The organism is Pseudoalteromonas sp. ESRF-bin5, assembly GCF_002632075.1.
In the GTDB taxonomy this organism is placed as follows: Bacteria; Pseudomonadota; Gammaproteobacteria; order Enterobacterales; family Alteromonadaceae; genus Pseudoalteromonas; species Pseudoalteromonas marina.
This window is the reverse complement of record NZ_NTLW01000113.1, coordinates 1-11573: the sequence shown is the minus strand read 5'-3', so window position 1 is coordinate 11573 and position 11573 is coordinate 1. Positions and strand designations below refer to the sequence as shown.

General features: G+C 38.2%; 17 protein-coding genes. 9 read left to right on the top strand and 8 right to left on the bottom strand.

Features of this window, described 5'->3' with window-relative positions; genetic code table 11:
- On the bottom strand, positions 1-522 hold a 522-nt coding region (locus BCG07_RS05760), incomplete at its 3' end, for an MlaC/ttg2D family ABC transporter substrate-binding protein (RefSeq protein ID WP_286889216.1).
- A 243-nt stretch (positions 523-765) separates the two neighbouring features.
- On the opposite strand from BCG07_RS05760, the gene BCG07_RS05755 reads away from it, so the two are divergent.
- Both BCG07_RS05755 and BCG07_RS05750 read left to right on the top strand, forming a co-directional pair.
- Complete coding sequence (locus BCG07_RS05755; protein WP_010557548.1) at positions 766-1296, top strand: acyloxyacyl hydrolase; 531 nt, start codon at positions 766-768, stop codon at positions 1294-1296.
- Positions 1297-1372: 76 nt separating this feature from the next.
- Positions 1373-1519 (top strand): DUF2897 family protein, encoded by a 147-nt coding sequence (locus BCG07_RS05750; RefSeq protein WP_006792328.1) that lies wholly within the window; start codon positions 1373-1375, stop codon positions 1517-1519.
- A gap of 31 nt (positions 1520-1550) precedes the next feature.
- Here BCG07_RS05750 and BCG07_RS05745 read toward each other — a convergent pair whose 3' ends face one another.
- Both BCG07_RS05745 and bamC read right to left on the bottom strand, forming a co-directional pair.
- Positions 1551-2921: a YjiH family protein gene (locus BCG07_RS05745; RefSeq protein WP_286889213.1), complete on the bottom strand. Its 1371-nt coding sequence runs from the start codon at positions 2919-2921 to the stop codon at positions 1551-1553.
- Positions 2922-2958: 37 nt separating this feature from the next.
- Positions 2959-4017, bottom strand: a complete 1059-nt coding sequence (gene bamC, locus BCG07_RS05740; RefSeq protein ID WP_286889211.1) for an NlpB/DapX family lipoprotein — start codon at positions 4015-4017, stop codon at positions 2959-2961.
- 358 nt (positions 4018-4375) lie between these two features.
- On the opposite strand from bamC, the gene BCG07_RS05735 reads away from it, so the two are divergent.
- From BCG07_RS05735 to BCG07_RS05715, 5 genes are all read left to right on the top strand, one after another.
- Complete coding sequence (locus BCG07_RS05735) at positions 4376-4909, top strand: glycine cleavage system transcriptional repressor (RefSeq protein WP_286889209.1); 534 nt, start codon at positions 4376-4378, stop codon at positions 4907-4909.
- Positions 4910-4918: 9 nt separating this feature from the next.
- Positions 4919-5398, top strand: coding sequence for a thioredoxin-dependent thiol peroxidase (bcp, locus tag BCG07_RS05730; RefSeq protein ID WP_286889207.1), 480 nt, complete (start codon positions 4919-4921; stop codon positions 5396-5398).
- A 190-nt stretch (positions 5399-5588) separates the two neighbouring features.
- Entirely contained in the window at positions 5589-5807 is a 219-nt protein-coding gene (locus BCG07_RS05725) for a DUF6500 family protein (protein WP_006792323.1), read from the top strand.
- Positions 5808-5893: 86 nt separating this feature from the next.
- Positions 5894-6250 carry a 2OG-Fe(II) oxygenase family protein gene (locus BCG07_RS05720; RefSeq protein WP_243533232.1) on the top strand — a complete coding sequence of 119 codons (357 nt, stop codon included), beginning with the start codon at positions 5894-5896 and terminating at the stop codon, positions 6248-6250.
- Between the two features lie 10 nt (positions 6251-6260).
- Entirely contained in the window at positions 6261-6518 is a 258-nt protein-coding gene (locus BCG07_RS05715) for a hypothetical protein (protein ID WP_243533230.1), read from the top strand.
- 201 nt (positions 6519-6719) lie between these two features.
- Here the strand turns inward: BCG07_RS05715 and queE are convergent, their stop codons facing one another.
- Positions 6720-7385, bottom strand: a complete 666-nt coding sequence (gene queE / locus BCG07_RS05710) for a 7-carboxy-7-deazaguanine synthase QueE (RefSeq protein ID WP_243533678.1) — start codon at positions 7383-7385, stop codon at positions 6720-6722.
- A gap of 120 nt (positions 7386-7505) precedes the next feature.
- On the opposite strand from queE, the gene queC reads away from it, so the two are divergent.
- On the top strand, positions 7506-8186 hold the full coding sequence (queC, locus tag BCG07_RS05705) for a 7-cyano-7-deazaguanine synthase QueC (RefSeq protein WP_353743793.1): 681 nt from the start codon (positions 7506-7508) through the stop codon (positions 8184-8186).
- An 82-nt stretch (positions 8187-8268) separates the two neighbouring features.
- Here queC and BCG07_RS05700 read toward each other — a convergent pair whose 3' ends face one another.
- Positions 8269-8718: a methyltransferase family protein gene (locus tag BCG07_RS05700; protein WP_006792319.1), complete on the bottom strand. Its 450-nt coding sequence runs from the start codon at positions 8716-8718 to the stop codon at positions 8269-8271.
- Positions 8719-8974: 256 nt separating this feature from the next.
- On the opposite strand from BCG07_RS05700, the gene BCG07_RS05695 reads away from it, so the two are divergent.
- Positions 8975-9217: a hypothetical protein gene (locus BCG07_RS05695; RefSeq protein WP_286889202.1), complete on the top strand. Its 243-nt coding sequence runs from the start codon at positions 8975-8977 to the stop codon at positions 9215-9217.
- A 34-nt stretch (positions 9218-9251) separates the two neighbouring features.
- Here the strand turns inward: BCG07_RS05695 and BCG07_RS05690 are convergent, their stop codons facing one another.
- The 3 genes from BCG07_RS05690 to BCG07_RS05680 form a co-directional block, all read right to left on the bottom strand.
- A complete protein-coding gene (locus BCG07_RS05690; protein WP_286889200.1) occupies positions 9252-10277 on the bottom strand; it encodes a hypothetical protein in 1026 nt (341 codons plus the stop codon).
- Positions 10278-10380: 103 nt separating this feature from the next.
- Positions 10381-11061: a tRNA (adenine(22)-N(1))-methyltransferase TrmK gene (locus BCG07_RS05685; protein ID WP_286889198.1), complete on the bottom strand. Its 681-nt coding sequence runs from the start codon at positions 11059-11061 to the stop codon at positions 10381-10383.
- Positions 11062-11573 (bottom strand): class I SAM-dependent methyltransferase (locus BCG07_RS05680; RefSeq protein ID WP_286889197.1); only part of this gene is annotated, 512 nt, incomplete at its 5' end. It abuts the gene before it with no gap.

Genomic DNA, 11573 nt, shown 5'->3' with positions numbered 1-11573 from the left:
CTTAGCACTTAAAAGCGAAATACCCTCGGCTACAATATCATACACCTTCCATTGGTTATCTTTACCTAGGCGTAACTTAAAGCTTAAATCAATTGTGGGGGCGTTAGGCTCTATAATTTGCGTATTAACCGTGGCATATTCTGAATCGCTTTGTGCATTATTGTGTTCAAAAACCACTTTTTGGCCTGTGTATTTCATTAATGCACCGGCATATGTACCAGTTAAGTAATGCTCAACCGCGTTAATAAAATCAACAGCTTGTTGGCGCTCAATGCCTTTAATGTGTTTACCTAATAGTTTAAAAGACACAAACTTAATATCAATATGTGGCATTAAACGTTTTTCAACAATTCCCGACATTTCACTTTTACTGGCATTACCTTTACTGTTCACTTTACCTATATCAGCAAAAAGGGTGTCTGCTACAGACTCTAAAAGTATATCTGGTGATTGCTGAGCTTGTGCATAAAGCGATGTGCTTAAAAATGCGGTAGCAATTAAAAATAGTTTAATAAGTTTCATAATATTTTTTGTTTGTGTGATTAAGATAAGGCTAATTTACGTCATTAATACGCAATAAAAAAGGCACAAATAAGCAACTTATTAATGCCCAAAAAGCACCAATAAATTAAGTAATTAAATTTCAATAAGTTAATAAAACCTATTAACACACCGTATACATCCCCATTTTCTCTCGCCTTGAATTTATAACCTGCCCACCCTCATCATTTGTTTTTTCGATAAACCAACTATCAGCGAGCAGCTATGAAATCCTTTTTTAGAATACTTATTTTATTAATCGCCTCACTTTTTATTAATACCACAGCATTAGCGCAATCAAACCATGGCTACGCAGTCGACGTACTTAAAGGCACGGGTAATATAAATGGAATAAAATTAGCTTATCAATACCATATGCCAAAAATGCAAAACTTAGTTGGAGATACCCGCTTTTATATCGAAACCAGTGTAAACCTGTGGGAATTTGCGCATAGCCACCACTCACAATCCAACTTGGTATTAGCGGTATCGCCTGTATTGCAGTTTCCAGCGTTTAGTTTTAATAACACCCCGTTTTATGTTGAAGCAGGCATTGGTGTTTCACTTATTGACGAAACACAGTTTGGTGGTAAAAATTTAAGTAGCCATTATCAATTTGAAGATCGTATTGGACTCGTTGCCGACTTAGGCGATACAAACATTGCTTTGCGAATTATTCATTATTCTAATGCGGGGTTTCAAAAGCCCAATCCAGGCCTTGATTTTATGACCTTATCGGTTGCCAAGCGATTTTAATACTCTCTGATTTGTTTGCTGGTAATTACTATTTAAAAACGTAAAATAATCAGCAAACAAAAACTGAGAAATTAAAATGCAAACATGGCAAGTAATCCTCATTGTGGTGATGGTATTTGGTGTTGTAATAGGAAATATTGCCTTAATAAAACACAGTGCTAATATGGAATTTAAAAAGTCAGACTCGCACTTAAAAAACAAACAAGACACAAAAAAGCCCTGATAAATCAGGGCTTTTAATTTAAAAGATAAGCTTAACCAACAAGCCAATGTGCCATTAACGAAATAATCGGCAATGTTATAAGTGTTCTGAGAATAAATATTACAAACAGCTCAACAATGTTTACTGGAATTTTGCTTCCTAACAGCAGCGCCCCCACTTCAGACATGTAAATAAGCTGAGTCACACTCATCGCGGCAATGATAAAGCGTGTTACATCACTCTCAATAGTCCCAGCTGCAAGGATTGAAGGGATAAACATATCGGCAAAACCAACCATGATTGTTTGTGCTGCAGCCTCAGCTTCAGGCACTTGCAACAATTCTAAAAATGGAATAAACGGCATACCTAAATATTGAAAAAGCGGCGTATATTCTGCAATAATTAATGCAAATGTACCCACGGCCATAACAACAGGTAATACAGCAAATACCATATCAAGTGCGTTGTGTACGCCTTCTTTTAACGTCCCCACTATACCCGGCGATTTATCTGCCTTGGCCAGCGCAATATCTAAAGAATGACCCACTAATGATTTACCTTCAGGTACCAGCTCAGCGTTTGCATCAGGCTCTGAGCCATCAATAAGTAAATCTTTTTTAAACCTAAGCGGTGGCAAGCGCGGCACAATAATAGCAGCAGTAATACCTGCCAAGCACACCGTTAAATAAAACGGAGCAAATAAATACTCAAGCTTTACTTGGCCAATAACCACTAAACAAAACGTAATTGAAACAGCAGAAAATGTAGTACCAATCACAGCGGCTTCGCGTTGTGTGTAGTATTTATCTTCGTACTGGCGCGCAGTCATTAATATCCCCACACTGCCATCACCTAACCACGATGCCACACAGTTAACGGCACTTCGCCCTGGAACGCCAAATAACGGGCGCATTACTTTAGTTAATAACGTACCTACCAACTCAAGCAACCCAAAGTTAAGTAACAAAGGAAGTAAAAGTCCTGCCAGTATAAATACCGAAAACAACACAGGAAGTAAGTCGTTTAACACGAGTGCCCCTGTATTTTCAGACGTGATCGCATGCGGCCCCACGCCTAAAAAGGTCATTAGTACAAATGCAGTACCAAATAAACGCGTAAGCAACCAAATCCAACTAACATTAAATAAGTGGTTTAACAGTGGTACTTTACAAATCACTTGAGGCTTAAAAACACTTACAATGAGTGAAAACACACCCGTTATACAAATTATGGCAGTAATAATGGCCTGTGCTGTATCTGCAAAAAATACTTGCATGGCTTTGGCCATCATTGCAATAGGAATGGTCATTGCTTCACCGCTCGACACCGGCGTCATGAACAAAAACACACCAATTAGCGAAGGCACAAGGAACGCAAACCAAGTACGCCAATCGTACTGAGGTGAAGTTGATAATTGAGACATATTTTTAACCTATAAAAACCACAAAAAGTATTATTATTTATATTTTAATGCCGCGCTTAATAAGTGCTGCTTCTAGTGCTTGCTGTAAACCATTCATGGTACCTGGCTCTAGCGTTTCGCCTTTATCGTCCATCCAGGTTAAGCTTGTGCCACCTTGCTTAGTTTTACTCACTAAAATTTGGTATTGGCCTTCATCTATTGGTAATTGCGCAACATCGTCGCCCCAAATCGAATCCCACATACTGCTTTCTGGTGCTTTATAGTCAGCTGTAATTAAACCTGTATCTTGGTTTATTTCAACAATAGTAAACGACAAACGCTCTAAAAAGCCTGAAAAACGATCAAATACCGCATCGTAAGATTGCTCAGTAACCAACGCTGCATTGCCTTTATTGTCAAAGCCCATTTCTAAAGAAATAATACCTTGGCGCTTGCGCATATCAACTTCAAGCTGGCGATAGCGGAAATCAAATTCAGTAATAACTTGGTTAAGTGCACGCACTTCTAATTGCTGTTTAAGCAAGTCTGTAAGTGTTGTATCACCTTTAAAATCGATTAACTCAGCACGTAAAGAGGCTGTACGTTCATGCGATTTTTTTTCAATAGAAAATCTAAAACGTTGCAGGTCATCGTTTTTTTCATCGCCCCACAACCAGCTTTCTTCGGTTTTAATAATTGCGTACCAATCGGTTTCAATAATGCCAAGTAGCTTATCTTCTTTGGTAGTAGCGGTGTTGTTTTCAGCTAAAACAGCTTTAATTGAATCCCAAATAAAGTCATCTAAATCAACAATGCCATCGTTTTTATCAAAATATACGCGTGCTAAATTATCAGCCTCTTCGACCCAGCTGCCTTTTGCTACAGTGAGTACTTGAGCTGGTGGACGATAATTGGTTGCGTCTGGATTATTGTTATATTGACCTACTTCCATTTTATAAACTGGATCTTGAGCCGGCTGAGATAAAGACGCTGGCGCTTTTATTGGCTCGTGCGCGCGGTAATTACGTTCATTATGCGCATCGTTAACAAATACACTACACCCTGATAAACTTACCAATACACTTACTGCAAGTGCTTTTGGGATCCAATACTGCACAGATAATTCTCCTTAGCATACCCTTTAATTGTTTTAACAAATATATGAGTGGGTTATGCCGATTTGGTTCAGTGTAAAATCAATATTAACTTTACATTTTTATTTGGCTGCTTAATTGCAATAAAGTTCAGCACCTCAACTTAGAAAAAACTAAGGGCAAATAAGCAAATTTTAACTATGGTACTTTCCTGTGCTAGTAAAAACAAGAAACACCGTACTTTAAACGCGCTTAATTAGCCCGCATTGTAGTTTACACACTGTTTTGTGTTAAACTTCGCCGCCGAGCAAGTCCTCGAGTGTATTTAGTAGTGTTATCCATTGCGTTGTTATAACCCTTGTAACTTAGGTATTCTAACCCATGACTGCATTTTCAAATCATCAAATTGTGTTAACTGCTATCGGCGAAGACAGGCCTAGTATTGTCAGTGAACTGACGCAACTAGTCAGCGACTGTCACTGCAATATTATTGACAGCCGCATTGCCATTTTAGGCTGCGAGTTTACCTTTATAATGTTATTGCAGGGCGATATGTCGGCCATTAGCCGAATTGAACATGTGTTACCAACCAAAGCAATGGAACTTGGCTTGTTAACCATGATGAAACGCACAACCAGCCATACCCCTAGCGAGTTTTGCGCCGGTTACACATTAGAATACACGGGTATAGATACCCCTGGTACGCTAAGCAAAGTGACACGCTTTTTTGCCGATAACCACATCAGCATTTGCTCTTTAAAGTCAGATACGTTTAATGAAGAAACTGACACTAAAATGCGCTGTGAAGTAGAATTTAATATCCCCATAGATGTAGACATAGATAAATTTAAAATTAGTTTTGAGAGCCTTTCTCATACCCTAAACGTAGATTATATTTTTAAACGCATTCGTTAAGGAAATAGCATGAACACAATTAGTCCATTACAAGCTGGTGATACAGCACCCGCTTTTAGCTTACAAAACCAAAACGACGAAACAATCACATTAAGTGAATTGTTAAAAGAGCAACAAGTACTTGTGTACTTTTACCCTAAAGCGTCTACACCAGGTTGTACCGTGCAAGCAGAAAACCTGCGCGACCAACAAGCCGAGCTTGCTAAGTTTAACACCTGTGTTGTAGGCATTAGCCCAGATCCAATTAAGCGCCTTAAAAACTTTGAAACTAAAAAAGAGCTTAACTTTGATTTACTCGCCGATGAAGATCACGCCATTGCTGAAGCATTTGGTGTATGGGGCTACAAAAAGTTCATGGGTAAAGAATACGACGGTATTCACCGCCTTACATTTTTAGTAGGCCAAGACGGTAAAATTAAACACTTATTTGATAAATTCAAAACCAAAGATCATCACCAAGTGGTGCTTGATTATTTGGCGGCAGAATAAGCTCGCTAACTACGACCAAAAAAATACATAAAGCGTTGCCCTAGAGCAGCGCTTTTTTATGTTATTTACTAAATAACGTGGTTAAATAAAGCATCTTCGAAAAATAAATAAACAACTGCTCGTTTTGAATTTAAAGTTAAAGTTTGTTCCTTTTTGTTTTCACCAATACGCTCTATTAGGTTACTTATTTATGAGACAAGAATTAAGAACTAAAATAATTGAAGTATGTGATAAAAAAATTGCCAGTAAAGGTGATAATGTAGGTCTGTCTTTCTATGCTTTTTTTGCTAATAAAAACAACAATCCTGAACTTTTAATGGAAGCTGCTACTTGGTGGATTCAAACTCATCAGTTAGATCACTTCGTTAAAGCTCATAAAATAAAACAGATGGTGCTGAGTAATTTATAAGCCCTAAAGTGTTCATATTCAATGTGCATAATGCTTTAAGCAACAGTTAAAAGCGCGATTTAAAGTCTCTAAATCAAGGAGTGTGTATGTCTTTTGTAAAAAAGCTATTTCGGTGGTCACGAGGCAGGCAAAAATCGGGCTATGATAAAATGCTGCTTTGTGGTGCATTTTGGCCCATAAAGTTTGATGTGTATTTATTAAAGTTCCCAAAAGGAAGTGAAATACCACCGCACACTGATCTTGTTAAGGATGGTCAGCATTACAGACTAAATATTGTGTTAAAAAAAGCGGATATAGGCGGAGAGTTTATTTGCTCTAGCCTCATATTTGAAACAGAACGGATCAAGTTATTTCGCCCTGATATCAGCAAGCACCAAGTATCAAAGGTAGAAAAAGGTAACCGATATATACTCAGTATTGGCTGGATAAAAAACAAAATATAAGGATTAAAATTTGAAAAAGGCAGTTAAATTTAAAGCGTATTTAGTGGCTTTAATTACATGTATTATTGGGTTTCAGTTTTCGCCGGCAAGTAATCAGTTTTATGCAAACCCGTTTTATATTGGCGGTTTTATTTTTGCAATCGTACTAATTGTTAATGTTATTAATTACTTCTGCCCAAAGTGTAAGAAAAACCAAGTAATGCAATCGGCTAAAGGCTATCGCCTTCCAACAAATAAGTGCTATCACTGCGGGGAAGAAATTAACTAGCCTTGTCGGATGGCGCTTCGCTTATCCGCCCTTCGTGTTTAATTAATCAATTATGGGGGTTGCTATAAAGAAGATGGAGTTAGTATTAGGGTTGTGGTGTTGGGTTTCGTTTCACTCAACCCAACCTTTTATCTACAGAATATAACTTAACGCAGAGCAGCTTATCGCTTACAGCTAACCACTTAAAGCCGCCTTTGCGCATTAACTAATTCCCAAATACTTGTGTACTTGTATTGATAGGCGCCAGTTTTTGGCAATACAGGTATCGATTGCTAATTTGGTTGCTGATACTTTTTGGCTAATTGGCTGTAAGTAAACAAGCTTTGGGTTAACACCTGTTTTAGAAAATAATTCTTCAAGCTCTTCTACGTGCTTTTGCATCGCTACTGGGTGCTTGATCTCGTTGGCGCGTTTCATGGCGCTGGTAAGTACTTCATAACCGCCGCGCATGTTTATTTTAGGCGATACAGTAACCCATGTTTGCTCAGGGGCAAGTATTTCAAACGTGCCGCTGGTTTCTATTTGTGTAGTAAAGCCTTGTGCATGTAATAAGTTACATACTGGGTTTAAATCGAACATGCATGGCTCGCCACCAGTAATTACTACGTGCTTTGCGGTATAGCCACGTGATTTAAACAGCTCAAGTACTTGCTCGGCGCTGGCATCGGCCCAATGATCTGAGTCGGCTTTTTTCTCTACGGTTTCGTCAAGAGACACTTTGTATACGTTGTCTACATCCCATGTTTGTTTTGTGTCGCACCACGAACACCCTACAGGGCAACCTTGCAGGCGTAAAAATATTGAGGGTGTGCCAGTAAAGCTTGCTTCACCTTGAATGGTTTCAAACACTTCATTAATTTTGTACAAAAGAGATCTCACTTACTACCTAGCAGCAACATTGCTACTATTAAAGACGAAAAAGCGCTGTGCAAAAATTGTTATTTAAGCTGCGGCCGTGTAGTATATCGCGCCCTGATATAAACCTCTATTAAAACTAAGAGCAAAACAGATATGACGCAAAAAGTAGTTGTTATTTATTCCGGCGGTATGGACTCGTTCACCGTGTTAAATAAAGCCCTGCAACAAGGCCATGATGTATATGCCCTTTCGTTTGACTATGGTCAGCGTCATGTAAAAGAGCTTAAAGTTGCAGCGAATGTGTGTGAAAAACTCAATGTGCCACACAAAATAGTTGATATTTCAGCTATTAATCAGCTTATTGGTGGCTCATCATTAACCGATAACATTGATGTACCAGAAGGCCACTACGAAGAAGAAAGCATGAAAAGCACAATAGTGCCAAATCGAAATATGATTTTACTTTCTTTGGCTGTTGGTTATGCCGTATCACTAAAAGCAAGCCAAGTTTATTACGGTGCTCATTCTGGGGATCATGCTATTTACCCCGACTGCCGTCCTGAATTTGTGCAAAAAATGGATGATGTATGTCGTATTGCAAACTACGATGCAGTAGAAATTTTTAGCCCATATCTTAATAACACCAAAATTGATATTTTAACTGACGGTATTAAAATGGGTTTAGATTACAGCCAAACATGGACATGTTACAACGGCCGTGAAAAGGCCTGTGGTAAGTGTGGTGCGTGCCAAGAACGTTTAGAAGCATTTGCACTAAACAATATTACAGATCCGTTAGAATACGAATAAGCAACACATAAATAAAAGAGAAAGGCTATGTTACATAGCCTTTTTTATTGCATAGTAAATTAATTACACGGCATTTCAGACTCTATAGCCAGCGCCTTACGCGAGCTTTATAGATAGTAAATTCATCACCAAATAATTTAGTAAGCGCACGTTCTTCTGGCATTATTTGAAACAACGTTAAATAGCCAATAAACCCAATAACACCTAACATTGCCCAAACAGAGCTTAGCCACACACCCCACCCAGCTAAAATAAATGCAAATCCTAAATACATGGGATTACGTGAAATTCGGTAAATACCGCTGGTAACTAATTTTGATGCCTGTTCTGGTTTATTGGGGTTTACTGTGGTTTTGGCTAGCTTAAAGCTCACAACACCCGCAACACAGCTTGCACAACCAATAATAACTAAACTTGCCGCCAAATAGGCAACAAATACAGTAAAGTCAATAACACTGTAATGCGCTATAAGCGCCATAATGCCTGCAAAAAATAGAACAACTATAACGGGAGGTATTTTATTATTTAGCATAATAACTCTCTGATAAAATTAGTTTATAAAATAGTGTGTTAGTAACTATATGGCGATTGATTTGACATTAAACAACCCTGTTACTGTATAAAGTATGAACACCAAACAAAAAGCACTGATGCACATGTATATAGTCACAGTGTTAATTGATTGATTTCAAATCATCGCCCTTTACAAATAAAGTTACAATTGTCAGCTTTATCTAAATTGAAGAAAGCGTATACTTTAAAAATAAAAATATAAAAGGAATATAGTTATGTCTGGTACTACGATGATTGTACTTATCGTGCTTATATCTGTGGGTTCGGGTGTGGTTTACGATATGTATAAAAAGCATTTAGAGTTTAAACATAAAATGCAAAACAATAATAGCGATGCTCATAAACAACTTGCTGAAACAAAAGTAGAATTAGTTGCACTAAAAGAACGTGTACAAACACTCGAAGCCATTGTGACCGACTCAAGCTTTAACGTTAAGCAAGAAATCAACAAACTGTAAGCGTTGTTAAACGCTTACTTGTTCGCTAAGGCTATTAAAGGTAGTTTGGGTATAAATGGGCATTTTCTGGTTGCTCTATTCCATGGGCTGCTAGAAACCCACCTATAGCTTGTCCACACCCCTGAGGTGCTCGCCCGCTGTCTATTTCGAAGTTTAATTGATTAGCTTCTTGCTTACCCATTGAGCACAAATCAACTGTATTTGGTGAGCGCATTGCAATGCTTAATTTACCAATACTTTCTACCGCCACATTTTTACTAAAGCGGGCAAAACCTTGATACTTAAACTGCTCGTTTACGTAGTCGTTGCTGGTGTTAACTAAGGCTGTAATAAAACCATGTAAAAAGTGATTAGTAGACGAACCCGTAGTTAAAAACGCAATTTTTTTGTTATTAAATTCACTAAGCTGAGCGTTGTCGCAATGAAGCTTTACTGTATACAAGTGTTGCTGCTCGTTTATAACTTGATGGCTGGTAAGCTCAACAGTCGAGTCAGCAAAAACAATACGGCTGATTAAATCATTAATGTCATTATTGTGCTTAGCTTGTATGACTAGTTCAGGGTTTTGCGCCATGACAGGTAAGTCGTGATGATTATTAAACGGTGTGCTAACTGCATCATTTTGTTTTAACTGAAACAACTCTCTCACTTCGTGCTCACGCGCTACTTTTAATGCTAAAAAAGCAGTTTGAATAAGTTCTGAAGTGGGCAAGTTTTCTTCTACTATCCAGCGTCTACCAAATAGCAATTTTTTTGCTTTATCGGCATTTTGATGGCCGCTTTTTTTGTAGTTGTCAGGGCTTAGTACTGCAACTTGTAGGTATATTTCATCGCCTTTTTGTGCAGCAAGAACTCTAAAGTGCGCTGAAAACTCTATGCCTTCGAGCACTTTATTTACACTTTCAAGTGTATGTTTGTAACGTAAAAAATGCTGTGGAACGACCCAATTATTATTAGCTAATTGCACAAGCGGCGCATAGGGAATTGGCTGCTCGTAGCTATGTTGCCATTTTTTGTCGTTACTGAGTAACGTATTTAGGTGACTATTTTTATCTGACATAAATAAACCAAATAAACTCGCACTGGGCAAGATATTAACTGTGCTTACATTACGTGTTTTGTTATGTAATTAGATCACAGCCGCCCGACAAAATTGGGCTTTTTTAACTATCGTATAGACTTTGATAGTCGCTTATAACTTTTTGATAATAAAGCTCATCTTTATTGAGCATTTTATTATAATGATTTAACAGTCGTTGAATGTAAGCCGTATGCTGTTTATTATTTAAGTCCCACATGGCATCACCTGTTTTACTTACCGTTTGGTTGCTTTTAAAGCTAACCTCTATGAGTTCGTATATACGGTTTTTATCGCTTATGATGTGCTCACTATGCAAACCCAAATTAAGCGTGTATAAACCACTGCGCAGTAAATAGGTGTGGTGAATTGGGCATAAAATAAATCGAACATGCTTTACACACTCTGGCGAGTTGTTAGCTATTATTTGCTGCACTAAACGCAGCGCTAGCTCACCACCTATACCCGCTATAACCACTACCTGATTTGCTACATCATCAAGCTTTATACTTCCAACGTCCTGACACAAGACCTGCCATTCAGGCTTTTTATCACCAGGCGTCCTTAATTTTTTGTTACGTGTAAGCGTTGCCTCAAGGTCGGCCATGACATTGGATAAAATATCAACAAATATGACTTTATCCGCAGCTGAGCGCTTTAACAAAGCCATTCCCAAATAGCCATGATCGCAGCAGCAATCCCAAATAGTGTTTTGCTGGCGAGTGATCAGCGCATCAATCGCAGCCAGTCGTTTACTGAGCTTCATTTAATCAGGCGAATGTGACATTTTATAGACAAGCGCTTTTAAACTTTTATCACTGTCTATTTCAATAAAGCGTGCGGTAGGTGCAAGGCGCGCTACAAATTCAATCGCACCTTGTGTGTGCTCAGCAATAAGTGCTTTAAATGCATCCTCAGTTAGCTCGGGGCTATTTGCGCATAAGAGCAATTTAGTTGTTTGATTAAGTAACTCAGGGAGCCTACGAAGCACTTTTTGGTAATCTTTAGTTAAAATAAAGCTACCTTTTTGAAAACTTGGGGGGTCAACAATAATCAGATCAAACGGGGCCGCTTTTTTTAATTTACCAAACGACTTTAAAATATCGTGAGGTAAGTAACTCACGCCTTTGTCAAAGCCATTTAACTGATGGTTTTGCTTACCTACTTTGAGTACTCCTTTGCTCATATCCATATTCATTACGTGATCAGCGCCGCCCTGCATTGCTGCTAACGAAAAGCCGCACGTGTACGAAAATAAATTAAGTACTTTGCCATGCT